General features: G+C 62.4%; 19 protein-coding genes. 13 read left to right on the top strand and 6 right to left on the bottom strand.

The features are described from left to right. Window positions 1–159 precede the first annotated feature (159 nt). From CRP40_RS17085 to CRP40_RS17070, 4 genes are read left to right on the top strand one after another with little or no spacing between them, the layout of a single operon-like run. A complete protein-coding gene (locus CRP40_RS17085; protein WP_027915004.1) occupies window positions 160–642 on the top strand; it encodes a formate dehydrogenase subunit gamma in 483 nt (160 codons plus the stop codon). Then, entirely contained in the window at window positions 636–2,195 is a 1,560-nt protein-coding gene (locus CRP40_RS17080; protein ID WP_027915003.1) for a formate dehydrogenase beta subunit, read from the top strand. Before CRP40_RS17085 ends, CRP40_RS17080 begins: the two co-directional genes overlap by 7 nt. Continuing rightward, window positions 2,192–5,062, top strand: coding sequence for a formate dehydrogenase subunit alpha (gene fdhF, locus CRP40_RS17075; RefSeq protein ID WP_027915002.1), 2,871 nt, complete (start codon window positions 2,192–2,194; stop codon window positions 5,060–5,062). Before CRP40_RS17080 ends, fdhF begins: the two co-directional genes overlap by 4 nt. Then, entirely contained in the window at window positions 5,059–5,265 is a 207-nt protein-coding gene (locus tag CRP40_RS17070; protein WP_027915001.1) for a formate dehydrogenase subunit delta, read from the top strand. The genes fdhF and CRP40_RS17070 overlap by 4 nt, the downstream gene beginning before the upstream one ends. 149 nt (window positions 5,266–5,414) lie before the next feature. Here CRP40_RS17070 and CRP40_RS17065 read toward each other — a convergent pair whose 3' ends face one another. Further along, window positions 5,415–6,278 carry a universal stress protein gene (locus CRP40_RS17065; RefSeq protein WP_027915000.1) on the bottom strand — a complete coding sequence of 288 codons (864 nt, stop codon included), beginning with the start codon at window positions 6,276–6,278 and terminating at the stop codon, window positions 5,415–5,417. A gap of 156 nt (window positions 6,279–6,434) precedes the next feature. Here CRP40_RS17065 and CRP40_RS17060 point away from each other — a divergent pair, with 156 nt between their 5' ends. Then, window positions 6,435–7,052: a tRNA-(ms[2]io[6]A)-hydroxylase gene (locus CRP40_RS17060; RefSeq protein ID WP_027914999.1), complete on the top strand. Its 618-nt coding sequence runs from the start codon at window positions 6,435–6,437 to the stop codon at window positions 7,050–7,052. 24 nt (window positions 7,053–7,076) lie between these two features. Here CRP40_RS17060 and CRP40_RS17055 read toward each other — a convergent pair whose 3' ends face one another. Next, on the bottom strand, window positions 7,077–7,397 hold the full coding sequence (locus tag CRP40_RS17055; RefSeq protein ID WP_027914998.1) for a DUF883 family protein: 321 nt from the start codon (window positions 7,395–7,397) through the stop codon (window positions 7,077–7,079). Window positions 7,398–7,519: 122 nt separating this feature from the next. On the opposite strand from CRP40_RS17055, the gene CRP40_RS17050 reads away from it, so the two are divergent. Next, on the top strand, window positions 7,520–7,783 hold the full coding sequence (locus CRP40_RS17050) for a hypothetical protein (protein ID WP_027914997.1): 264 nt from the start codon (window positions 7,520–7,522) through the stop codon (window positions 7,781–7,783). Between the two features lie 17 nt (window positions 7,784–7,800). Here CRP40_RS17050 and CRP40_RS17045 read toward each other — a convergent pair whose 3' ends face one another. After that, the gene (locus tag CRP40_RS17045; protein ID WP_027914996.1) at window positions 7,801–8,283 is read right to left on the bottom strand and encodes an LEA type 2 family protein; all 483 of its coding nucleotides are present in this window, start codon (window positions 8,281–8,283) and stop codon (window positions 7,801–7,803) included. A 131-nt stretch (window positions 8,284–8,414) separates the two neighbouring features. On the opposite strand from CRP40_RS17045, the gene CRP40_RS17040 reads away from it, so the two are divergent. The 5 genes from CRP40_RS17040 to zapE all read left to right on the top strand — a co-directional run bounded on the left by CRP40_RS17040 (window position 8,415) and on the right by zapE (window position 14,920). Next, a complete protein-coding gene (locus CRP40_RS17040) occupies window positions 8,415–9,539 on the top strand; it encodes a sigma-70 family RNA polymerase sigma factor (protein WP_027914995.1) in 1,125 nt (374 codons plus the stop codon). A 142-nt stretch (window positions 9,540–9,681) separates the two neighbouring features. Beyond that, window positions 9,682–12,108, top strand: a complete 2,427-nt coding sequence (locus CRP40_RS17035; protein WP_027914994.1) for a TonB-dependent receptor — start codon at window positions 9,682–9,684, stop codon at window positions 12,106–12,108. A gap of 161 nt (window positions 12,109–12,269) precedes the next feature. After that, window positions 12,270–12,587: a hypothetical protein gene (locus CRP40_RS17030; protein ID WP_027914993.1), complete on the top strand. Its 318-nt coding sequence runs from the start codon at window positions 12,270–12,272 to the stop codon at window positions 12,585–12,587. A 34-nt stretch (window positions 12,588–12,621) separates the two neighbouring features. After that, on the top strand, window positions 12,622–13,773 hold the full coding sequence (locus CRP40_RS17025; RefSeq protein ID WP_027914992.1) for a PQQ-dependent sugar dehydrogenase: 1,152 nt from the start codon (window positions 12,622–12,624) through the stop codon (window positions 13,771–13,773). Between the two features lie 43 nt (window positions 13,774–13,816). Next, window positions 13,817–14,920, top strand: a complete 1,104-nt coding sequence (gene zapE, locus CRP40_RS17020) for a cell division protein ZapE (RefSeq protein WP_027914991.1) — start codon at window positions 13,817–13,819, stop codon at window positions 14,918–14,920. Between the two features lie 15 nt (window positions 14,921–14,935). Here the strand turns inward: zapE and CRP40_RS17015 are convergent, their stop codons facing one another. The 3 genes from CRP40_RS17015 to yegQ all read right to left on the bottom strand — a co-directional run bounded on the left by CRP40_RS17015 (window position 14,936) and on the right by yegQ (window position 17,921). Then, entirely contained in the window at window positions 14,936–15,934 is a 999-nt protein-coding gene (locus CRP40_RS17015) for an alpha/beta hydrolase (protein ID WP_027914990.1), read from the bottom strand. A gap of 100 nt (window positions 15,935–16,034) precedes the next feature. After that, the gene (locus CRP40_RS17010) at window positions 16,035–16,463 is read right to left on the bottom strand and encodes a DUF411 domain-containing protein (RefSeq protein ID WP_027914989.1); all 429 of its coding nucleotides are present in this window, start codon (window positions 16,461–16,463) and stop codon (window positions 16,035–16,037) included. Between the two features lie 123 nt (window positions 16,464–16,586). Next, the gene (gene yegQ, locus CRP40_RS17005) at window positions 16,587–17,921 is read right to left on the bottom strand and encodes a tRNA 5-hydroxyuridine modification protein YegQ (protein ID WP_027914988.1); all 1,335 of its coding nucleotides are present in this window, start codon (window positions 17,919–17,921) and stop codon (window positions 16,587–16,589) included. A gap of 132 nt (window positions 17,922–18,053) precedes the next feature. Here yegQ and CRP40_RS17000 point away from each other — a divergent pair, with 132 nt between their 5' ends. Continuing rightward, entirely contained in the window at window positions 18,054–19,118 is a 1,065-nt protein-coding gene (locus tag CRP40_RS17000; protein WP_027914987.1) for an AI-2E family transporter, read from the top strand. Window positions 19,119–19,288: 170 nt separating this feature from the next. Beyond that, on the top strand, window positions 19,289–23,758 hold the full coding sequence (locus CRP40_RS16995) for an NEL-type E3 ubiquitin ligase domain-containing protein (RefSeq protein ID WP_050587323.1): 4,470 nt from the start codon (window positions 19,289–19,291) through the stop codon (window positions 23,756–23,758). The last annotated feature ends 2 nt before the right edge of the window (window positions 23,759–23,760 follow it).

Raw genomic sequence — 23,760 nt, 5'->3', positions numbered from 1 at the left:
GCTTGCAGGATGCCGTCGGACCCGCGCGCAGACGCACGGTCGATGGCAAGGAGGCCGTCAGCACCACGCCACCGTGACGTGGCTGATGCGCCGCAGCAGAACACGCCGGAACCCGCCAATACAACAACAGGGGCGGGCCGTGATGCCGAGGTCCGCTGTATGCCTGATCAAATGTTCAACCTGCCCGCTGTCCAACGTATCGTGGCCGATCACCAGCAAACGCCTGGTGCGCTGCTACCGATCCTGCACGCCATTCAGCATGCCGTCGGCTACATTCCCGATGCCGCCATCGGTGAGATCGCCCATGCACTCAACCTGAGCCGGGCCGAGGTCCAGGGCGTCATCAGCTTCTACCATGATTTCCGTACCGCTGCGCCTGCCCGGCACACCCTGCGCCTGTGCCGGGCCGAGTCGTGCCAGAGCCGTGGCGCCGAGGCCCTGGCCGCACAGCTGCGCGAGCAGTTGGCGCTCGATGACCATGGCACCAGCGCCGACGGTGCCATCAGCCTGCGCCCGGTCTATTGCCTGGGCGCCTGTGCCTGTTCGCCGGCCCTTGAGCTGGACGGTCAGGTGCACGCCCGGCTCACGCCCGAGCGGCTACGCGAGTTGGTCAAGGGTTGCCAGGAGGGCGCCACATGCTGAAGGTCCATGTACCCGGTGATTCGGTGGCCCGTGCCGTCGGCGCAGACCAAGTGGTCGAGGCGTTGCAGCGCGAGGCCGAGCGGCGCAATGTGCAGTTGGACATTCGGCGCACCAGTTCTCGTGGGCTTTATTGGCTCGAACCGCTGCTTGAGTGCGACAGTGAGCAGGGGCGCCAGGGTTTCGGGCCGGTGACGCCACAGGACGTGCCCGGCCTGCTGGATGCCATGATCGGTGCAGAGGCAGACCACCGGCTGGCGCTGGGGGCTGTCGAAGACATGCCTTATCTCAAGACCCAGCAGCGCCTGCTGTTCGCGCGCGCCGGCATCACCCGACCCTTGTCCTTGGATGATTACCGCGCCCATGGCGGCTTTGCCGGGCTGGAAGCGGCCGTTGCCCTGGACGGCGCCGAGGTGGTAGCTGCCGTGCTCGATTCCGGCCTGCGTGGTCGTGGCGGGGCTGCGTTTCCTGCCGGCATCAAGTGGCGCACCGTGCGCGACGCCAAGCCTGCCCAAAAGTATGTGGTGTGCAACGCCGACGAAGGCGACTCCGGCACGTTTGCCGACCGCATGCTGATGGAAGGCGACCCGTACCTGTTGATCGAGGGCATGATCATCGCGGGCCTCGCGGTGGGTGCCGACAAGGGCTACATCTACGTGCGCTCGGAATACCCCGACGCCATCCGCACACTTGATCAGGCATTCGTCATCGCACGCCAGGCGGGCTACCTGGGCACCAATGTGGCCGGTAGCGGCAAGGCGTTCGACCTGGAAGTGCGCGTGGGCGCAGGTGCCTACATCTGCGGTGAAGAAACCGCGCTGCTCGAATCCATCGAAGGCAAGCGCGGCATCGTCCGCGCCAAGCCGCCGCTCCCGGCCCTCGAAGGCCTGTTCGGCCTGCCGACCTTGGTGCACAACGTGCTGACCCTGGCCTCGGTGCCTATCATCCTGGCCAAGGGAGCGCCGTTCTACCGCGATTTCGGCATGGGCCGCTCGCTGGGCACCATGCCGTTCCAGTTGGCGGGCAATGTTCGCCATGGCGGCCTGGTGGAACGTGCCTTCGGCTTGACGCTGCGTGAACTGGTGGAGGACTACGGCGGTGGCACGGCCAGTGGCCGGCCGCTGAAGGCCGCACAGGTGGGTGGGCCGTTGGGCGCCTGGGTACCTCCCAGCCATTTCGACACACCGCTGGACTACGAGGCCTTTGCGGCCGTGGGCGCCATGCTCGGCCACGGCGGCGTGGTGGTTGCCGACGACACCTTGAACATGGCCAGCATGGCCCGCTTCGCCTTGCAGTTCTGTGCCGAGGAGTCCTGCGGCAAGTGCACCCCGTGCCGTATCGGCTCGACCCGTGGCATGGAAGTGGTGGACCGGCTGATCGCCAGTGATGACATCACCGAGCGCCATGACCATGCACTGCTGCTTCGCGATTTGTGCGACACCATGCAATACGGCTCGCTGTGCGCCATGGGCGGCATGACCGCTTACCCAGTCGCCAGCGCCCTCAAGTATTTCCCTGCCGATTTCGGGCTGACCCAAGCGGAGGCCGCGCAATGATCCATATCTTCGATCCGCAAACTGACCTGGGCACCCCCGCCCGCGACAGCGAGGCGCAGGTCAGCCTGAACATCGACGGGCGCGCGATCAGCGTTCCGGCTGGCACGTCGGTGATGCGTGCGGCAGCCATGCTCGGCACGACCATCCCGAAGCTGTGCGCCACCGACAGCCTCGAAGCCTTCGGCTCCTGCCGCATGTGCATGGTGGAAATCGAGGGCATGCGCGGTTACCCGGCCTCCTGCACCATGCCGGTCACCGAAGGCATGGTCGTGCGCACCGAAACGCCGCGCCTGGCGGGCCTGCGCCGTAACGTGATGGAACTCTACATCTCCGACCACCCCCTCGATTGCCTGACCTGTTCGGCCAACGGTAACTGCGAACTGCAGACCGTGGCGGGGCAGGTGGGGCTGCGCGAGGTGCGCTACGGCTATGACGGTGCGAACCATCTGACCGAAAGGAAGGACATTTCCAACCCGTACTTCGACTACGAACCCAGCAAGTGCATCGTCTGCAGCCGATGCGTGCGTGCCTGCGAAGATATCCAGGGCACCTTTGCCTTGACCATCACCGGGCGCGGCTTCGAATCCCGGGTAGCGGCGGCCGGGGGCGACAATTTCCTGACCTCCGAGTGCGTGTCTTGCGGCGCCTGCGTGCAGGCCTGTCCGACCGCGACGCTGACGGAGAAAAGCCTGGTGCAACTGGGCCAGCCGGAACGTGCGGTGATCACCACCTGCGCCTATTGCGGCGTTGGCTGCTCGTTCCGTGCCGAAATGAAGGGCGACCAACTGGTGCGCATGGTCCCGGACAAGAACGGCGGGGCCAACCACGGCCATGCCTGTGTCAAAGGCCGCTTTGCCTGGGGCTACGCCACGCACCCGGACCGCATCACCAAGCCCATGATTCGCAAGCGCCTGGAAGATCCGTGGCAGGAGGTGAGCTGGGACGAGGCGGTGGCCTATGCCGCCAGCGAGTTGCGCCGTATTCAGCTCAAGTATGGCCGGGACTCCATCGGCGGTATCACCTCCAGTCGCTGCACCAACGAGGAGGCCTATCTGGTTCAGAAACTGGTGCGCACGGCCTTCGGCAACAACAACGTCGACACCTGCGCGCGAGTCTGCCATTCCCCCACCGGCTACGGCCTGAAACAGACACTGGGCGAGTCGGCTGGTACCCAGAGCTTCGATTCGGTGATGAAGGCCGATGTGGTGCTGGTCATTGGCGCCAACCCGACCGATGCGCACCCGGTGTTCGGCTCACAGCTCAAGCGCCGCCTGCGTGAAGGCGCGCGCCTGATCGTGATCGACCCTCGCCGCATCGACCTGGTGGACTCGCCCCATGCCCGGGCCGAGCTGCACCTGCAACTTCGTCCCGGCACCAACGTGGCCATGCTCAACGCCTTGGCCCACGTGATCGTGACTGAGGGACTACTGGCCCAGCGCTTTATCGACGAGCGCTGCGAAACCGCAGAATTCGCCCGCTGGCGCGACTTCGTCAGCCTGCCGGAAAATGCCCCTGAAGTGCTGGGCGAGGTGTGTGGCGTTGCAGCGCAACAGATTCGCGCCGCGGCCCGGCTGTATGCCACCGGCGGCAACGCGGCCATCTATTATGGCTTGGGCGTGACCGAGCACAGCCAGGGCAGCACTGCGGTGATGGGCATTGCCAACCTGGCCATGGCCACCGGCAACATCGGGCGTGAAGGGGTAGGGGTCAACCCGCTGCGCGGCCAGAACAACGTCCAGGGTTCCTGTGACATGGGCTCGTTCCCTCACGAGCTGCCGGGTTACCGGCACATTTCCAACGAAGGTGTACGGGCCGAGTTCGAGCAGGCATGGGGTGTGACGCTGCACCCTGATCCGGGGCTGCGCATCCCCAACATGTTCGAAGCAGCCCTCGATGGCAGCTTCAAGGCCTTGTACTGCCAAGGCGAGGATATCGCCCAGAGCGATCCGAATACCCAGCACGTCACCGCCGCCCTGCTGGCCATGGAGTGCGTGGTGGTGCAGGACATTTTCCTCAACGAAACCGCCAAGTTTGCCCATGTGTTCCTGCCGGGCAGTTCGTTCCTGGAAAAGGACGGCACGTTCACCAACGCCGAGCGCCGGATCTCCCGGGTTCGCAAGGTCATGGAGCCACTGGCGGGCAAGGCCGACTGGGAGGCGACCGTGGCATTGGCCAATGCGCTGGGCTACCCGATGAACTACCGGCACCCCTCCGAGATCATGGATGAGATCGCGCGCCTGACGCCGACCTTCCGCCGGGTGAGCTATGCCGAAATCGAGCGCCACGGCAGCCTGCAGTGGCCGTGCAACGATGCAGCGCCCGATGGTACTCCTACCATGCACATCGACCAGTTCGTCAGGGGCAAGGGGCGGTTCATGCTGACCGGGTACGTACCGACCGACGAGAAGGTCAACAGCCGCTATCCGCTGCTGCTGACCACCGGGCGCATCCTCAGCCAGTACAACGTCGGCGCCCAGACCCGGCGCACAGGCAACGTCGCCTGGCACGATGCCGATCGCCTCGAGATCCATCCGACCGATGCCGAAAGCCGTGGCATCCAGGACGGTGACTGGGTCGGTATCGGCAGCCGTGCCGGGCAGACCGTGCTGCGCGCCAAGGTCAGCAGCCGCGTGGCGCCAGGTGTCGTCTACACCACCTTCCACTTCCCGGAGTCAGGTGCGAACGTGATCACCACGGACAACTCGGACTGGGCGACCAACTGCCCGGAATACAAGGTCACGGCAGTGGAGGTGGTCAAGGTGTTCCAGCCATCCCAGTGGCAGAAGCGCTACCAGGACTTCAGCGACGAGCAGCGTCGGCTGTTGCAGGAACGCCGAACCGCCGAGAAAGCCGAGGTGCGCCAATGAGCCAGGACAGTTTGGTGAAGATGGCCAACCAGATTGCCCATTACTTCGACAGCGAGCCGAATCGGGACCTGGCTGTGCAGGGCGTTCGCCAGCATCTACATAACTTCTGGACGCCGGCCATGCGCCGGCAGTTGGGAGAATGGATCGAGGCCAATAATGCGGGGGAGGGGTTGGATGCCAAGGTGAAGGAGGCGCTGGGCTGAAAGGTGTTGGCTGCCGTTGCAGTTAGCATATACAGCTCTCTGACGCCGCCTCCGGCAGCTAGCGAGGTCCCCGTGTAGATACCCTCTTGACCCTCACCTCGCAAGCGCGATTTGAGGGTCGAGACGGCACAACAGGGACTGCATACGGTTCACCCCCGCGCCGAACCCACCAGATGCGCTATCGCCTCTTCACTCTTCAATACCAGTACATCCCCCTCCAACGCATCGAGTACCACCTCGGAAGTATTGCCGATCAATGCGCCGGTAAGCCCTGTGCGGCACACGGTACCGATCACCGTCACCACCGCATCCAGCTGTTTTTCGGTATGGGGAATCAGCACATCGGCCGGGCCTTCGGCCACGTGCAAGCACTCGTCGGTGATACCGTACTGTGCCTGGAAAGCAGCGCACGCCTGGCGATAACGCTGTTCGATGGTGTCGCTCAGCTGATAGACAGGGTCGGCCGCCGACAGCATGGGCGAAGGGTGGGCACTGATCACATGCAGCGCCCCCTTGGCCAGCCTGGCAATCTCGTAGCCATGGTCGATGATGCTGGCATGCAGGCGCTGGTGATCCTCGTCCTGGTTGCCCACATCCACCGCTGCCAGAACATTGCCGCCCGTCCATGGCCGCTTGCTCTTGACCATGAGCACCGCGCACGGGCAAGCGCGCAGCAGCTTCCAGTCGCCAGGGGTGAGCAAAGCCCTCTTCAGTGGATTGTCGGGACGATGCTCCTTGATCACCAACTCGCAGCCTTCGCGCTGCTGCACGTGGATGATGGTGTCATGCAGGTTGTCTCGCCACGCCGCTTCGTGGGTGACGTGGTCAAAGCCGTCTTCCTGCAACTGGTTGCCCAGCAGGCTCAACAGCGCACTGTGATCGTGCCGCTTGTCACACATCAACAAGTGCAGGCGTGCGCCCGTGACGCTGGCGATCAGCTTGGCGCGCGTCAGCGCTCGGCTGTGGGCGTGCTCGGGGTCGAGGACGACGAGAATGCTGCGAACGGCTTGCATGGGCGTGTACTCCCTGGAAGGTGGGCAGGCGGTGCCAGACTATAGGCCGCGCGCGTTGCGCTGACGCTTGATGCACATCAAGCATAGCCACTGACGCCGCTGGCTGCCGCCGCTATAATCGCCGCCCCTGCCTGTCTCCGTATGGTCGTATCGCTTATGTCCCTGATCCCTGAAATCGACGCCTTCCTGGGCTGCCCCACACCCGATGCCTGGATCGAGGCGGCGCTGGCCGATCAGGAAACGCTGCTGATCGATCACAAGAATTGCGAGTTCAAGGCGGCCAGCACGGCATTGAGCCTGATCGCCAAGTACAACACCCATCTTGACCTGATCAACATGATGTCGCGCCTGGCGCGCGAAGAGCTGGTTCATCACGAGCAGGTCTTGCGGCTGATGAAGCGTCGAGGCGTACCGCTGCGCCCTGTGTCGGCCGGTCGCTACGCCTCGGGCCTGCGTCGTCTGGTGCGCGCCCACGAGCCGGTCAAGTTGGTGGATACGCTGGTGGTCGGGGCATTCATCGAGGCACGCAGCTGCGAACGTTTTGCGGCCCTGGCGCCGCACCTGGATGAAGAGCTGGGCCGTTTCTATCACGGCCTGCTCAAAAGTGAAGCGCGCCACTATCAGGGCTACCTCAAGTTGGCGCATCACTATGGCGATGAGGCGGACATCGCGCGTCGGGTTGAACTGGTACGCGCCGCAGAAGCGGAACTCATCGCCTCAGCGGATCAAGAGCTGCGTTTTCACAGCGGCATACCGCTGGCACAGGCCGCCTGAGCTCAGCAGGCGGCAGGGTGGGTGTCAGTCGCGTCGACCCAGCAGCAGGCCCACCACCAGGCCGACGCCCGCTGAAAGAGCCACGGTCTGCCAAGGGTGGCCGCCAATGTAATCCTGGGTGGCCGCGACCATGGGCTTTGCCTTGTCACGCAGGTTACCGGCGGCTTCGCGGGCCTGACGTAGCTTGAGGCTGATCTGGGTGCGCAGGGTTTCGGCTTCTTCGCCCACCAGCGCGGCGCTGTCGTTGAGCAACCGCTCGGATTCCTCGATCAGCGCCTGTAGCTCGCTGAATACCTGGTCCTTGATCTGGTCGCTGTCGGGTACTGCGGCATTTTTACGGGCCATGCCATGCTCCTCCTGGACGGGTCGTTAGAACAATGGATACTCGTGCGCCAGAAAAGTTGCCTCGCAGTGGGCGCTGGCGCCTTGGTGTAAGATACCGGTCATTTCCATCAGGCAGGTGATCCATGAGTTTCAATCTGGCCAACATGAGCTACGAGGAACGGGCACAGATCGAGGCCGAGAAAGCCCGGCTGTTCGAGATGTGGCAAGCAAACCTGGGTAAGGCCAAGGGCGAGGCGGCCCGGCTGATCGCTGAAAAACCTCGGCGCAAGGGCAAATGGGCCGAATGGGTGCGCAATGAGCTGGACACCATGACGCCCCCTGAATACGCCAGCATGGTGCGCAGCGAAGTCAACAAGCTGATGGCCGCTGCCAGCGCTGCTCGCTAAGCCCTGCACGTGTCGCCCTACCACTCGCTGCCCTTGGGCAGGTCCAGCGTGCCTTTGTCACTGAACCGCACCGTGCCGAAGGGGCCGCTGGCCAGTTTGCCGCGCAGCGTATAGGGCAGACCTTGCAGCGTGTTCAACTTGCCTAGCCCATACGCCTGGCGCAGAAACGCAAACGCGGTGATGCTCACCGGCACTTGGACCACAGCCTCGCCATACCGGCCAATCTGTCCGCCCTGGTCGCTGACGCCCGCTGCCAAGGGCTGGCCGTTGACCTCCAGGTTCACTGCAATACCGTTGTACTCGATCGGTGTTTCATTGGGGTTTTGTACCCGCAGCTTTACCGCCATGCGCACTTCCAAGTCCTGTCCAGGCAAGGGTTCCAGGCCGATTACGCTGATCGAAACCGGATCCCGGGGTTGCAACAGCGCGCACGCGCTCAAGGTCGCCGACATCAGCAGGACAGTGAGCAGACGGGTGAGGCGCAAAGGGCGTAGGGTCATGGGGCAGGCCTTGGGAAGAATCGTCCGGCAGTGTGGCAAATGCTCGGCAGCGTTGAAAGTGTCGGTGAAGATGAAAGATACTGTTTCTCATTAACGCCCGACAATTTCTCTTACTGTGTAGTTGCCTAACCATGCTGACGTCTCACGTGCCGGGCCTGCTGGCAAGTTTCCAGGAACACTATGACGACTTGTTGCAGTTTCTGACACGGCGCATGCGTGACCGCCAGCGCGCTGCGGACGTTGCCCACGAAACTTACCTGAGGCTTGCGCAGATCGATGCGCACGGCGTGCCGGTGCTGCACCCGCGCCGCTTCATTTTTCGCGTGGCGGGAAACATTGCGATCGATGCCCTGCGTCGTGATCAGCGCCTCGCCGCGTGCCACGACGACAGCGAGGGCATGGCACACGTGGCCTGTGGCGCGCCGGCACCGGAGGCGGCGCTGCTGGCGAGCGAGCGCCTGATGATTCTTGACCAGGCCCTGCTGCAACTGCCCCCCAAAGCGCGTCAGGCGCTCTTGCTCAACCGCGTGGAAGGGTTGACGCAAAGGCAGGTCGCGCAAAGGCTCGGCGTGTCCGAAAGCATGGTGGCCAAATACATCGGCCAGGCGCTGCGGCACTGCCGGGGATGGCTGCAGAAGGCAGGCGTTGCCGCGTGCATGGCGTTGATGCTGGGCAGTTGGATGGCGTGGCAGCAGGCACCTGTGTGGTTGTCCGACTATCACACCAGTACCGGCGAGCGGCGCATGCTCACCTTGCCCGATGGCACCCGTGTCACCCTTAACAGCGCCAGTGCCATAAAGCTGGAATTCGACGCGCACGAACGTCGGGTGGTGGTCGTGGCTGGCGAAGCGCTGTTCGAGACGTCCGCCGATGCCCGTCCTTTCGTGGTCGAAACGACAGGGCTGCCGGTAGACGGCACCGGCGCGAGGTTCAGCGTGCGGCGCGACGGGCATGTGGTGCTTGGCCAGGGGGCTGCTCGGCAGGGCGCCCAACCCTTGAGCGTGACGCCCGATGCCGAGGCGCAGCTGGCCTGGCAACGGGGCAAGTTGATCTTCAATGGCAAGCCTCTGGGGCAGGTGCTCGCTGAGCTTGAGCGCTACCGCCTTGGGCGCATCGTGTTGTCCGACCAACAGCTGGCGGGTCTTGAGGTCAGTGGCGTGTTCGACCTGGACGAACCGCAAGCCCTGCTGCGCACCCTGGAGCAGCGATATGGCCTGAAAGTCTCCTACTTGCCGTGGCTCGCAGTGGTGTATTGATCCTCGCAGCGGCCGTTTCGAGACTCACCCGAAAAATTTTCCATCGGTACTGCAAGTTCTTGTGAGCTGGATCGTCGTAGTGGGGCTAAGCCGCAAACCATTCCCATTCACGACTTGCCTGGAAGCTTTTCTCGTGCCTCTCATGCCCAAGCCCTCGAATAGCCGCTGCCGTTTTCTGCCACCTGTATTGATGTCGTGCGGCGCGTTGGCCGTGTTGGCCGGCACGCTGCCTGCTCATGTCGCTGCGGCGACACAGCAAGGGCAGGTGCAGACCGCGCAGGTTCAGCTGAACGTCCCGGCGCAGCCGCTGGACCAGGCGTTGACGCGCTTTGCCGATCAGGCCGGCCTGCATTTGCTGTACACCACGGCTGATGTGGCGGGTCTGCAGAGCCCGACCTTGCAGGGCGCCTACAGTGTCGAACACGCCTTGCAGCGGTTGCTCGAAGGCAGCGGCTTGAGCTGGCAGTTCACCGATGCGCGCACGGTGACGCTGCGCAAGCGCGATTCCACCCTGGAAGCCATCAACCTCAAGCCGATCGAAGTGAGCGTGGCCTCGCGTACCAGCACCGCCATCAGCGAGATCCCAGGCACCGTATGGGTGGTCGATCAGCAGCAGCTTCGCGAGCAGATCGACAGTGGCGTAAGCCTCAAGGAAGCCATCGGCAAACTGGTGCCTGGCCTTGACCTGGCGCCGGAGGGACGCACCAATTACGGGCAGAACATGCGTGGGCGCAGCGTGCTGGTGATGATCGATGGCGTCAGCCAGAACAGCTCGCGAGGCCTGTCGCGCCAGTTCGACAGTATCTCGCCGTTCAACGTCCAGCGGGTCGAAGTACTGTCCGGCGCCAGCGCCATCTACGGAGGCGGTGCGACCGGGGGCATCATCAATATCGTGACCAAAAAGGGCGAGGCGGGCCCTGCGCATTTCGAAACCCAGCTCGGCGCCAGCAGCGGCTTCAACAACAGCGATGATCTGGCGACCCGCTTTGCCCAGTCGGTCAGCGGTGGCAACGAGCGCTTCACCGCCCGTCTTGGTGTGTCCGGCGAGCAGAACGAGGCGTTCTACGATGGGGCAGGCGATCAGATCTTCATCGACAATACCCAGACCGACCTGCAATACAACCGCACGCTGGACCTGCTTGGTAGCCTGGGCATGCAGTTCGATGAGCAACAGAGCCTTGACCTGCTGGCCCAGTACTACGATTCCGGCAACCATGGCAGCACCGGCATCTGGTTTCCCAACCTCAATTACAACGGCCCCTCCGACCTGGAAGAGGCCCAATTGCGCAGTGGGTACTCGTCCGACCTGAACCCACGCACCCGGCGCCTGCTGCTCAACGCCAATTACCACCGCAATGATGTGCTGGGCCAGGATTTCTACCTGCAGGCTTCCTACCGCAAGGAAAACAACAACTTCTACCCGTTCCCTTACTACAACCGAGGGACACCCACCGGCTCGCGCGGGGTGTATTTTGCAGCCTCGCAGCAGAACTTCGAGGTCACCAGCCTCAAAGGGTTGTTCGCCAAGCAGTGGGACACGCTGAAGTTCACCTATGGCGTGGACATTGACCGCGAACGTTTCAACGCTGACCAAACCGTGTTCGATGCACGTGTGTCCTCCGAAAGTGGCGGGCTGGACTTGGACAAGGCCAGCAAGGCTGCGCGCTACCCCAGTTATGTCGTCGATGGGGTCTCGCTGTATGGCCAGCTCGAATGGCGCGCCACCGACAACCTGACGTTTTCCGGCGGCGCCCGGCGCCAGCAGATGGATGTGGAGGTGGGTGACTTCAAGGGCGTTCCGGGCGGCAGTAACGACTACCAGGTCAATCTCTACAACCTGGGGGCGATCTACGACTTCAAGAACGGCCATCAGCTGTGGACCAACTACGGTGAAGGCTTTGACTTGCCCGATCCGGCCAAGTACTACGGCAAGCCCGGCCTCAGTGTCGGGGACAACCCGCTGGCTGGGATCAAGAGCCGCCAGGTGGAAGTGGGCTGGCGCTATGCCGACGTGCAGTGGGACGCTCAAGCTGCGCTGTACTACATCTGGTCGGACAAGATCATCAATGTGGATTCGCAAACCCTCACCATTGACGTCGAAGACCAGAAGAGTCGCGACTTTGGCTTCGAGGGGGCACTCACGCGCCACTTCGACCAAGGTTGGGAAGCCGGCGGCACGCTGCACCTCACCCGTTCCGAGGAAGAGGCAGACGGCGGCGGGTGGCGCAAGCGCGATGCGCGTTATGCCTCCTTGTCCAAAGCCACCGCTTTCATTGGTTGGAAGGATGACGGGCGCAGTGCGCGGCTGCAGGCCAATCGCGCTTTCAGCTTGAAGGACGACGCCCAGCACAAGATCGATGGCTACACCACGCTCGATCTGCTGGGCAGCCAGGAGACCGATTACGGCACCTTCAGCGCAGGTGTCCAGAACCTGCTGGACAAGCAGTACAGCACCGTATGGGGCCAGCGTGCGACGCTGTTCTACGCGCCCACCTATGGGCCTGCCTACCTCTACGATTATCAAGGTCGAGGCAGGACCTACACACTGACCTGGAGCCTGGCCTACTGAGGCCGTTGCGCACGGCCTAACCCACACCGGCGCCCCGATCAGTGGGCGCTGGCTGAAACATCGTGAATCACCTGTAGCGTCGCCAAGCCTTTTGACTCGAACCCTTTGCGCCGTAGGCTATCAAAGCCACCAGGCCAGGCGTTTTCGTACGGAGGTGAAGCATGAAACTGACGATACCGTTGTTGGTAGTAGGCATGGCCGTCTGGCTACCTACCCATGCGACCGCGCAGCCGTGGCTGCACGTTGCCGCCAATGGCAACAACCCCTACAACAGCCCCGTACAGCGTGCCAATCCCAACAGCCGCCAGGGCAGCGTCCCGGCGACGCCGCCTGTGCGCGGTCCGTCTACCCAGCCCATACCGCGCACCCCGACGGTAGAGAACCGCGGCATCGGCAACGGTGAAAACCTGCGCCGTCAGCAGCAAACGCCCAATCTGGAGCCTGTGCGGCCCCCGCGGGATAACCCGCGCGCGCCCTGACTCCAGTACCCTGTATATGTCAAAGGAACTTCGCATGTCTCGAGCAACCTGGCTGGTTACCCTGGCCGCTGCCGCGTTATCGCCTCTGTTGGCCAATGCCGCTGCCCAGCAGACGTTCAAAAGTGAAGAGGGCACCCTTACCGTCGATACCGTGGCCAATGGTCTGCGTACGCCGTGGGCGCTGGCGTTCCTGCCTGGCGGCCAGGACATGCTGGTCACCGAACGCCCAGGCAACCTGCGCGTCATCAACGCCGAAGGCAAGGTCGGCCCGGCCATCAATGGCGTGCCTAAAGTCTGGGCCGAGGGCCAAGGCGGCTTGCTGGATGTGGCCTTGTCGCCCGAGTTCGCCAAGGACCGCACGGTCTACCTGTCCTATGCCGAGGAGGGCAGCGACGGCAAGGCGGGGACCGCTGTGGGCCGCGGCCAGCTGTCGACCGATCGTGCCCGGCTGGAAAACTTCACCGTCATCTTCCGTCAGCAACCCAAACTGTCGGTGGGTAACCATTTCGGGTCGCGCCTGGTGTTCGACCGCAACGGGTACCTGTTCATCGCCCTGGGCGAGAACAATCAGCGCTCGACGGCTCAGGATCTGGACAAGCTGCAAGGCAAGGTGGTGCGCATCCTGCCAGACGGCGAAGTACCCAAGGACAATCCGTTCTATGGCCAGAAAAACGTGCGGCCGGAAATCTGGTCGTTTGGCCACCGTAACCAGCAGGGTGCTGCGTTGAATCCTTGGACTGGCGCTTTGTGGACTAACGAACACGGTCCCCGCGGTGGTGACGAAATCAATATCCCGAAGCCGGGCAAGAACTACGGTTGGCCCATCGCAACCCACGGCATCAACTATTCGATGCTGCCCATTCCGGAGGCCAAGGGTAAACATGTCGATGGCATGGTCGATCCGAACCACGTGTGGGAAAAGTCGCCCGGGGTTAGTGGCATGGCATTTTATGACAGCCCCGTGTTCACGGCGTGGGATCACAACCTGTTCATCGGCGCGTTGGCCACGCAGGAGCTGATCCGCCTGCAGCTCGAGGGCGACAAGGTGGTACACGAAGAGCGCCTGCTGGGCGATTTGAAAGCGCGCATTCGTGATGTTCGGGTAGGACCAGACGGTTACCTGTACGTGTTGACCGATGACAAGGATGGCGAGCTGCTGAAGGTGGGGCTGGCGCAGCCAGACTGAAGCAGCACTGTCGTCGGCAAGGAGGCGACAGGTACAATGCGCCATGACCACCAATCCCTTGCAGCGCTACCAGCAAGCCCTGGAAACCCAGGGCTTTGTCGTGGACCCCGCACAGCGCCTTGCCATCGAGGCGCTCCAGGCCTGCTACGAGGCTGTCGAAGGTGGACGATCCACGCACGGCCTTTACCTTTGGGGGCCAGTAGGGCGTGGCAAGACCTGGTTGATGGATCAGTTTCATCGTTGCCTGACCGTGCCGAGTCGCCGCCAGCATTTTCACCATTTCATGGCCTGGGTGCACCGTCGGTTATTTGAGCTCAACGGCACGCCGGACCCCTTGATGGCGCTGGCAGAGGGGCTGGCAAGCGAGATTCGCGTGCTGTGCTTCGACGAGCTGTTTGTCAGCGACATTGCCGACGCGATCATCCTAGGCCGTTTGTTCCAGGTCCTGTTCGACTTGGGCGTGGTCGTGGTTGCCACGTCCAATCAACCGCCCGGCCAACTGTATTGCAACGGTTTCAACCGCGAACGTTTCTTGCCCGCCATCGCTGCCATCGAGCGGCACATGCGTGTGCTGCCGGTAGCGGGCGAGCAAGACCACCGGCAACACCCAGGTCTGCCGTGCCAGCGCTACTGGGTGACCGACGACCGGGGCAGTCACCTGGCTGCGGTCTTCGAGCGGCTGAGCCCAGACGATCCAGGCACCGACCGGCCCCTCATGTTGGGGAGTCGCCAGGTACAGGTAGTGCGCCGAAGTGCGAAGGCCATCTGGTGCCGTTTCGACGCGTTGTGCGAACAACCGATGGCTACCCAGGAATTCATGATGCTGTGTGACCGTTTCGCGGCGATCCTGGTGTCGGACATACCGGCTCTAAGTGGTCAGCAACAGACCGGACGCATTGCCCGCGGCACGGAGGACGGTGCTTCGCGTGTACTAGCGGGCGACCGCGACTTGCCGGCACTCTCGCCCAAGGACGATGCCGTGCGCCGCTTCATCGCCCTGGTCGACGAATGCTACGACCGCCGGGTGGCGCTGTACCTGGAAGCAGGAGTGCCGCTCGAGGCGCTGTACACGCAGGGGTATCTCGCCTTTCCCTACCAGCGCACCCTCAGCCGGCTGCGTGAAATGCAGCTGCAGCGCTTTGCCTGATGCGGCCGCGCCCGATCAGCGGTTCAGCCATTGGATCAGCGTGCGGTTGAAACGCTTGGGTTCCTCGATCTGCGGCGCGTGGCCCATGCCCTCGAAGGTGATCAGTTCGCCCTTGGGAATGAGCTTGGCCACCTGCGGGCCGAGCAAGGCGTAATTGCCCAGCTTGGCCCTGAGCTGCGGTGGCGCGATGTCGCTGCCAATTGCCGTAGTGTCCTTGTCACCGATCAACAAGAGGGTCGGCATCTGCAGGTCCTTGAACTCGTGATAAACCGGCTGAGTGAAGATCATGTCGTAGATCAAGGCCGAGTTCCACGCGACCCGTTCGTGACCTGGGCCCTGATTCAGGCCCACCAGCATCTGCACCCAGCGCTCATATTCAGGTTTCCAGCGGCCGGCATAGTAGGTTTTGCGCTCGTACTCGCGCACCCCGGCTGCGTCGAGCTTGAGTTCGCGGTCGTACCACTGGTCAACGGTGCGGTAGGGCACCCCCAGGGCTTTCCAGTCTTCAAGGCCGATCGGATTGACCATGGCCAGGCGCGTGACCTGCTGCGGGTACATCAAGGCGTAGCGGGTGGCGAGCATGCCCCCGGTCGAATGCCCCAGCACGATGCTCTGCTTCACGCCCAGGTGTTCGAGCAGTGCATGGGTGTTGCTGGCCAGTTGCTGGAAGCTGTACTGGTAGTGGGCAGGTTTGCTGGAGGTGCAGAAGCCGATCTGGTCAGGGGCAATGACGCGATAGCCTGCCTTGGTCAGGGCATCGATACTGGTTTCCCAGGTGGCTGCGCAAAAATTCTTGCCGTGCATGAGCACGACCGTGTGGCCATTGGCATTACCCGAAGCCGGGACGTCCATGTAACCCATCTGCAGCGATTGGCGCTGTGATTCGAAGTCGAAATACTTGAGCGTATGCGGGTAGTCGAACCCTTCGAGCTGGGCGCCATAGGTAGGCGATTCGGCGGCAATGGCCGGGCTGCTGGCCAGGCACACCATGGCCAGGGCGGATGCTCGCAGCATGAGGCACTCCATGTCAGATCAAGTAGGAAGACTCGACTGTAGCAGCCGGGCAGTTGCCATAGAGGCGCAAGGTGTTACCAAGCGTGAAACCAGCCCCGGGTCAGTAATCGGCGACCACCGAGTCCTTGCCTTCAGTGTCGATACCGATGACCTGATAGGCATCCTTGCGCTCGCCCATTTCCATGCCCGGCGAACCGACCGGCATGCCGGGAACGGCCATGCCCTTGAGGTCACTGCGGCTAGCCAGCTCATGCACCTGGGTTGCGGGGACATGGCCCTCGACGAACTTGCCAGCGATGACGCCGGTATGACACGACGCATGCCGCTGCGGGACTTCCAGGCGTTGCTTGACGGCGCTCATGTTCGTTTCGACATGGTCGTTCACAGTGAAGCCGTTGTCTTTGAGATGACTGATCCAGGCTTTGCAGCACCCACAGTTGGGGTCGCGGTAGACATCAATGGTGTCGGTGGCCTGTGCAAGGGTGGTGAAGGCCAGCAGGCCAAGGGCCAGCCGATTCGATCGCAGCATGGATGAGCTCCTGATAAACGTGTGACCTGCGCCCAGCATAGCGCACGGCCTGGTCCAAACGCGCAAGGCGCCAGGGTCGCCCCGTCTGGCTTTCAACCTGCTGACCGGCGCATTACAGTTCCGTCAGCCAGCGGCCTGGTCACCGTTCAGGTCGCGCATTAGTAGCCCGAACGCCAACGACACTTGTTCAGGTACTGGTAGGTACACCACATGGCCATCCCCGGGTGCGACTTCGATGGCCTGCTGCTGCCGGTCATGCAACTGATTCAGGTCGAAGTGGTAATTGCCGCGCGGTGTCATCAGCTCCAGGTGGTCGCCCAGGGCAAAGCGGTTCTTGACCTTGACCTCGGCCCAGCCGTCTACCCGCTGTCCGGTCAGTTCACCCACGAACTGCTGGCGCTCGGAAACCGAGCTGCCCCGCTGATAGTTCTGGTACTCGTCGTGCACATGGCGGCGCAGAAAGCCCTCGGTGTAGCCCCGCTGCGCCAAGGATTCGAGGTTGTCCATCAAGGTGCGGTCGAAAGGCTGCCCATCGGCCGCATCGTCGATGGCTTTTCGGTAGGACTGCACGGCCCGTGCGCAATAGAAATGCGACTTGGTGCGACCCTCGATCTTCAGCGAGTGCACGCCCATGCGCGCCAGTCGCTCGACATGCTGGATGGCCCGCAGGTCCTTGGCGTTCATGATGTAGGTGCCGTGCTCGTCCTCGAATGCGGGCATTTCGGTACCGGGACGCTCGCTTTCCTGCAGCAGGAACACTTGGTCGGTGGGCGCACCCTGGCCCAAGGTCGGCTGCACTTCGCGCACGATATCGCCTGTGACGCTCTCGGTTGCCGGCGTAACATCATACTTCCAGCGACAGGCGTTGGTGCAGCTGCCCTGATTGGCATCGCGCTTGTTCAGGTAGCCCGACAGCAGGCAGCGGCCTGAGTAGGCCATGCACAGTGCCCCATGCACGAATACTTCCAGCTCCATGCCAGGCACCTGCTGGCCAATTTCTTCGATTTCTTCAAGCGACAGTTCGCGCGAGAGGATGACGCGGCTGATGCCTTGCTGCTGCCAGAACTGCACGCTGGCCCAGTTGACCGTGTTGGCCTGTACCGAGAGGTGCACGGGCATCTGCGGGTAATGCTGGCGTACCAGCATGATCAGGCCCGGGTCGGACATGATCAACGCGTCCGGTGCCATGGCGATCACAGGGGCCAGGTCCTTGAGGAAGGTCCTGAGCTTGGCATTGTGAGGCGCGATGTTGACCACCACATAGAAGCGCTTGCCCAGCGCGTGCGCCTCCTGGATGCCCAACGCCAGATTGGCATGGTCGAAGGCGTTGTTGCGCACCCGCAGGCTGTAGCGGGGCTGGCCGGCATAGACCGCATCAGCACCGTAGGCGAAGGCGTAGCGCATGGTGTGGAGCGTGCCGGCAGGCGCCAGCAATTCGGGCTTGGCAACGGAGTTCATGAATACACCGGTTAAAGGGCGCGGATGCTAAGCCGCTTTCGGTTGGGCCTTATTGATCTGAATCAAGGGGCAGGTGGCACTTTTACCCCAGCACCACGCACTAATACCCCAGAACCCATCCGAGGACCGGAAATGAACGAAACTGCTTTGCAGAACAAGGCGCTGGCGGTGCTCCTGGCACTGGTCACCATTGCCTTCGTCTGGATCTTGCTGCCTTACTACGGCGCAATCTTCTGGGCGGTAATCCTTGGCATCCTGTTCGCGCCGTTGCAACGCAACCTGCTCATGCGCTTCGGGCGCCGACGCAATGTGGCCGCTGCCGTGACCACGCTCATCTGCTTACTGGTGGCGGTACTGCCGGTGATCATCATCAGCGGTCTGCTGGTGCAGGAGGGGGCAACGCTGTATCAACGCATCCAGAGCGGCCAGCTGGACATCGCAGGTTATGTCGAGCGGGGCAAGGACATGCTGCCAACGTTCGCCCAGAACGCGCTGGATAACCTGGGCATGGGCAACCTGGAAGCCTTGCGTGACAAGATCACCACCTGGGCCTCCCAAGGCAGCCAGGTTCTGGCTACCCAGGCTTTCAGCTTTGGCCAGGGCACATTCGACTTCGTGGTTGGCTTCGGCATCATGATGTACCTGCTGTTCTTCTTTCTGCGCGAGGGCGCCGAGGTCGTGCGCAAGGTGCGCATGGCCGTGCCGCTGCCTGAACACCAGAAGCGTCGACTGCAGTTGAAGTTCAAACGTGTGGTGCGCGCCACGGTCAAGGGCAACGTGCTGGTGGCCATCACCCAAGGCGCGCTGGGCGGCTTGATTTTCTGGATCCTGGGGATCCCCAGCGCGCTGGTCTGGGCGGTGATGATGGCTTTCCTTTCGCTGCTGCCTGCCGTTGGCGCAGGCATCGTCTGGGGGCCGGTGGCGATCTACTTCCTGATGACCGGCGCAATCCTGCAAGGCGTGATCCTGACCGCATTCGGCGTGCTGGTGATCGGCCTCGTAGACAACGTGCTTAGGCCTATCCTGGTCGGCAAGGACACCCGCATGCCCGACTATTTGATCCTGGTATCGACTCTGGGCGGCCTGTCGGTGTTCGGCCTCAACGGTTTCGTCATCGGCCCGCTGATCGCCGCGCTGTTCATCTCCAGTTGGGCGATCTTTGCTTCGAGCAAGCCTCAGGTGCAGCTACCGCGATAACCGCCAACCAGGTACTGGCTTTGGAGGTAAAGGGGTTGGCTGCCAGGTCTGCCCCTTGGCATCCTGCCTCGCAGAAGGGCAATGCGGCTGTGTGAGGTGATCGAGTTCCCTCTGTATTGATTCGCAAGGTTCGGTAAAGGTGCGCGGCAACCCTTAACCTGGAGCCTAGCATGGCCGTCCTCACTACGCCTTCGAACCATACCGACAGATTCATCGCACAGCACATGCCTGAGTGGCTGCGTGCCGCTTCTTTAGGGCAGATACAAGCCCTGCGCATGCACGCTGAAGAAAACCGCCGTATCGAGCAGCGCCTGGCGTCACTGTTCAAAGGCATGGTCTCGCCGAAGTGGTACGCAGAGCAGATGCTGACTGCCACGATAGAGCAGAAGCTGGGCGTGCAGGTGGATCTGACGCATGCGCTCTGGCGAGAGCGCTGGGACAGCTATAGCGTGCTTGGGGGCGAGACGCTACGTCATCACTACACGTTTCACCCTGTCATGGCTCACCTGATGCAGAATTTTCCCTCCGGATCGAGCTTCGACGCCCGCAGCGGCATCATCTCCGGGGCTCATGGCATGTCTTTGACCGCGCCACTGCTGGTGAACAGTGCGAGCCTGGCCACTGCCTGCCGCTTGGTGGACACGGGCAAGCGCTATCAGGACTACCTCAAAAGCTTCTTTGACGACGCCGCCTGCACGCTGCTCGCCCAGGGCCAGCGCGCGCGCCTTGCGTTGGCCGTTGACGTTGCCGGGCTGCGAGGCGACATCAGCGAAGTAGATGCCGCTGCCCTGGGGCAAACCTTTGACAAGGTGGTGGCGCCTGATCCGAAGCAACTGGCAGTCGTGGTCAAGCACCTTCATGTGCTCGGACATGCACTGATCGGGGCGCTGGTGATCGAACTGTCCGACGGCGGGGCCAGCGGCCTGGCCAGTCCGGGTGCAGGGGTGGTGCTCTACCTGCCCCATGGGCCTTTGAAGAAGTTTGACGATCTGGACAGTTTGAAGGCCCACATGGTGAACCTGTTCAAAACGCCAGCGCATGCCTTCGATCTATTGAGGCTAGTGGCGGCCGATGCCCGGGCAGCGTTTCAGACAGTGCTGAAAAAGCGTCTGAGTGATGCAGCCCCTGATCTTGAAGTGACCGGCAAAACCGCCGGCGCATCGCTGTTTGCCGAGCTGGCTGGGCTGCAAGTGGCCCGCATCAAAGCGGACGCCCTGTTTCTTCTGGTGCCTGTCGAAGAGGTAGATAGGCTGCAAAGGCTTCAACGGCTGCAGACGCTTGAACAGGTGGGAATGAACCTGGCACAGATGGCAGCGTTGTTCGTCCCGGAGCTGGGCGCGATGATGTTGGCCGCGACCGTAGTCGACGTGCTGGGTGAAATTGGCGTAGCGGTGTATGACTGGTCGCGGGGCCATCAGCACGAAGCGTTGGAGCATGTACTGGGTGTGGCCGAAACGGTTGCAGTTACCGCACTGACGGCGGCAGGTGGCGCGGCGGTTGCACGCGGCTTCATGCGCAGCGCCTTCGTTGACGAGATGGTGCCAGTCGAACTGGATAATGCATCGCCTCGGCTGTGGGCTGAAGACTTGAGGCGCTATCGAGCAGTTGGCGTGCCTCACAATGCCGTACGAGGCCAGAATGGTCTGTTCCAGCACGGCGACAGGCACTGGTGGGTTCATGAAGGCGCTTATTACGCCGTCAGCAGAAAGACTGCGTCATCCCCCTGGCGCCTAGTGCGCAACGATGGCAAGACGGGCTTCGGGCCGGCGTTGGACTGGAACGGTGAGCATGGCTGGCGGCTGAACTGGCAGCGACCGCAATTGTGGAGTGGCGAGCGAGCCTTGTTGAGTCATCTCTGGCCCGTGACTGGCGACCTGGATTCGGGACGTGTGACTCAGATACTCAAGGTCGCCGACGTGGACCAGGCTCAGTTGCGCCGGGCGGTCGCTGAGCAGAGGGCGTTGCCGGTACGTCTGCGCGACACATTGGAACGGTTTGAAGCCGATAAGCGCATCGAAGACTTCTTCGCCACATTCGCGAGCCACCAGGGCAAGAACGATCCCTCTCTGTTGCAATGGTGCCTCGATCAACTGACCGAGCAACAGCGCGCACCTGCCTCCGTATCTGCGTCGATCCTCGCGCAGGCGCCTCGCTTGCGTGAGGGCCTGATGAGCCACTTGACGCACAGGCTTGCCATTAGTCCCGAAGCGGCGGCAATCCAACGTGATTTTCCAGGGTTACCCGATGCTTACGCTGAAGGGGTAATAGCCAATGGCACTGCCGAGCAGTGTGAGCGATTGCTCGCGCAGGGCCGTCTTGATCTGGGGCTTGCCGAGAAGGCGCGCCTGGCATTACAGGAGGCCCGCGCCTGTCGCGCATTACAGGGCCTGTACCTTGAAAATGCCTATCACCCTGACCTGGCGTCGCTGGTCTTCGGGCTCTTGCGAAAAGAACCTGCATGGCCCATGGCCCACAATGTCCAGGTTCGCGAAGCGTCACCCACAGGGCGCGTATTGGCACAGCTGTACCCGGTGACGGATCCCGCCAGTGTGAAGGTACTGGTGTGGGAGCATGGGCAGATGTCGGTCTATGAGGGGGGCAAACCCGTTCCACAAGACGTGCCTGGCGCCTGCGGTTTGCTTGAGAGGCTTTGGCAGCTTCTGCCTGAAGACCAGCGTAGTCGCTTGGGGTGGTCAACAACCGATGGTGTGAAAGCGCTGCGGGAAGGCTTGCAAGCGCGCATTCCGGCACAAAGAAGGGCTGTGCAGGAACTGATGGGCATGCAGGTGAGCCAGCCGACCTTTCGCCCACCCGCCCGCCTGCCTGATCATCGCTATGGCTACTTGCTAAGTGGCCGCGGCAGCGTCAACCACCTGGCCGAGCGGACGCTTCAGGATCGCGTGCGCAGCCTGTATCCAGGTTTCAGCGCACAACAACTCGAACTCTATCTTCAAGTGCTTGAGGAGCAGCCCGGTTCGCCTTTCACCCATTTGCTGGAGCTTGAGGGCCAATACTCGCGCCTGGACCTGACCCTTGAGCAATGGACTGCACTGCCTGCCGATGCGGCCAATGTAGCGCTGCGACGTAGAGTCAGCGACCAGCTAAGGCGCTGCTGGCGCTTTCAGGGGCACGCAGGTAGGCGGCAGACCAATGGGGACCCAGGTATGCTGCTATCGCTATCGGATATTGGTGCTGGCGAGCTGCCCGACTTGAGCGCGGTGGAGGGTTTCGGCCATGTCAGCGAGGTCGTGTTGGCCAACATGCGGCTGGGTGAAGTGCCCGAACGCTTTCTCAGGCCCTTTCATGGCATTACGACGCTGAACCTGGACAACAACGCCCTGACCCGGCTCCCCTCTGGGCTTTCGCAGTTGCGTGAACTACAGGAGCTGACGATTTCGCGCAATAGCCTGCATCTGGACGATGCTGGTTTAGAAGTGCTTGCGGGCATGCCGAGGCTGAGTGTGCTTGACCTGAGCGACAACAGTATCGGCCATTTCACGATTGCCATGGACCGATTACCTCGCCTGCGTCAGCTGGGGCTTCGTAGAGTGGGGTTGACGCAAGTCCCGGTCCATCTGGAGCGAGCGGTTTCGCTGGAGTATGTAGACCTGCGTGACAACCATATCGGCGAGCTGCCCTTGCCCTTGCGGGCTCAGCGAAACCATTGGCGAAGCAGATTGGCATTGACGGGCAACCCTCTGCCTGCCCTTTACCGCGACTTGTGGATCGATGCCAGTCGCACCTCCGAAAGCGAGGTCAGTGCCGACGGTGACGCGTTTCATCTCAGCCGTTGGGTCGAGCGCTTGAGCCCAGCACAACAGGACGCTCGTACCGCCCAGTGGAACCGTCTGGTGGATGAGTCTGGCAGTGGCGATTTCTTCACGCTCATAGGTGAACTCACTGACACCAGTGATTTTCGTCTGGCCAGGGACGATCTGGAGGCCAGGGTCTGGGCAATGCTAGACAGAATCGAGAGTAACACCGCACTGCGCGAACAAACTTTTGCCTTGGCCAGTGAACCTCGTACGTGCGTGGACAGTGTCATATCCAGTTTCGGCTTGCTTGAGATCAGGTTACTGAGTGCGTCGGTCGAGGCGGCCGCTGGAGAACACGCAGAAGGCGAACTGTTGAGTCTGGCGCGACGTTTCTTCCGCCTGGACCAAGTGGAGGCCTACGCCCGCCAAGACATGAGTAGTCGCGAAACCCGTGGCGAGGAGGTGGATCAGATCGAAGTCAGCCTTGCCTACAGGGTGGGGCTGGCGCGGGCGCTGGAGTTGCCAGGTCAGGCAACCACCATGCAGTTCAGGACGATTGCAGGGGTCACGGAAGAGCACCTGAACGCAGCCGAAGCAGCGGTTCGCGCAGCCGAGGCCAGCGATGATCTGGCCATGGACATCAGTGAGCGTGGCTTTTGGTTCGATCACCTGCAACGCCAGTACCGCTCAGCCTTTGACGTTCTATGCGAGCCGTTCGTGCAGCAGATGGAGGCGCTCTATGCAGGGCGTGAGAGTCTGACAGATGCCCAGTACGATACCCAGGCCAGGGCAATCGCCAAGGCGTGTGATGAGGCGGTAAAGGCCAAGGCGCTCGAACTCACACGCCAAGCACTGGCCCGGGAGGGTGAAGCCTTACCAGGGTGATT

Source organism: Pseudomonas sp. URMO17WK12:I9, from assembly GCF_900230165.1.
GTDB lineage: Bacteria > Pseudomonadota > Gammaproteobacteria > Pseudomonadales > Pseudomonadaceae > Aquipseudomonas > Aquipseudomonas fulva.
This window is presented reverse-complemented; position numbering and strand designations above follow the sequence as displayed.

What these genes read in the sequence shown, in the direction of transcription:
- CRP40_RS17080 (WP_027915003.1), top strand. Translation starts at nt 636, where the DNA reads ATGCTGAAGGTCCATGTACCCGGTGATTCGGTGGCCCGTGCCGTCGGC.
- CRP40_RS17030 (WP_027914993.1), top strand. Translation starts at nt 12,270, where the DNA reads ATGAAACTGACGATACCGTTGTTGGTAGTAGGCATGGCCGTCTGGCTA.
- fdhF (WP_027915002.1), top strand. Translation starts at nt 2,192, where the DNA reads ATGATCCATATCTTCGATCCGCAAACTGACCTGGGCACCCCCGCCCGC.
- CRP40_RS17035 (WP_027914994.1), top strand. Translation starts at nt 9,682, where the DNA reads ATGCCCAAGCCCTCGAATAGCCGCTGCCGTTTTCTGCCACCTGTATTG.
- zapE (WP_027914991.1), top strand. Translation starts at nt 13,817, where the DNA reads ATGACCACCAATCCCTTGCAGCGCTACCAGCAAGCCCTGGAAACCCAG.
- CRP40_RS16995 (WP_050587323.1), top strand. Translation starts at nt 19,289, where the DNA reads ATGGCCGTCCTCACTACGCCTTCGAACCATACCGACAGATTCATCGCA.
- CRP40_RS17085 (WP_027915004.1), top strand. Translation starts at nt 160, where the DNA reads ATGCCTGATCAAATGTTCAACCTGCCCGCTGTCCAACGTATCGTGGCC.
- CRP40_RS17015 (WP_027914990.1), bottom strand. Translation starts at nt 15,934, where the DNA reads ATGCTGCGAGCATCCGCCCTGGCCATGGTGTGCCTGGCCAGCAGCCCG.
- CRP40_RS17055 (WP_027914998.1), bottom strand. Translation starts at nt 7,397, where the DNA reads ATGGCCCGTAAAAATGCCGCAGTACCCGACAGCGACCAGATCAAGGAC.
- CRP40_RS17000 (WP_027914987.1), top strand. Translation starts at nt 18,054, where the DNA reads ATGAACGAAACTGCTTTGCAGAACAAGGCGCTGGCGGTGCTCCTGGCA.
- CRP40_RS17050 (WP_027914997.1), top strand. Translation starts at nt 7,520, where the DNA reads ATGAGTTTCAATCTGGCCAACATGAGCTACGAGGAACGGGCACAGATC.
- yegQ (WP_027914988.1), bottom strand. Translation starts at nt 17,921, where the DNA reads ATGAACTCCGTTGCCAAGCCCGAATTGCTGGCGCCTGCCGGCACGCTC.
- CRP40_RS17060 (WP_027914999.1), top strand. Translation starts at nt 6,435, where the DNA reads ATGTCCCTGATCCCTGAAATCGACGCCTTCCTGGGCTGCCCCACACCC.
- CRP40_RS17010 (WP_027914989.1), bottom strand. Translation starts at nt 16,463, where the DNA reads ATGCTGCGATCGAATCGGCTGGCCCTTGGCCTGCTGGCCTTCACCACC.
- CRP40_RS17040 (WP_027914995.1), top strand. Translation starts at nt 8,415, where the DNA reads ATGCTGACGTCTCACGTGCCGGGCCTGCTGGCAAGTTTCCAGGAACAC.
- CRP40_RS17070 (WP_027915001.1), top strand. Translation starts at nt 5,059, where the DNA reads ATGAGCCAGGACAGTTTGGTGAAGATGGCCAACCAGATTGCCCATTAC.
- CRP40_RS17065 (WP_027915000.1), bottom strand. Translation starts at nt 6,278, where the DNA reads ATGCAAGCCGTTCGCAGCATTCTCGTCGTCCTCGACCCCGAGCACGCC.
- CRP40_RS17025 (WP_027914992.1), top strand. Translation starts at nt 12,622, where the DNA reads ATGTCTCGAGCAACCTGGCTGGTTACCCTGGCCGCTGCCGCGTTATCG.
- CRP40_RS17045 (WP_027914996.1), bottom strand. Translation starts at nt 8,283, where the DNA reads ATGACCCTACGCCCTTTGCGCCTCACCCGTCTGCTCACTGTCCTGCTG.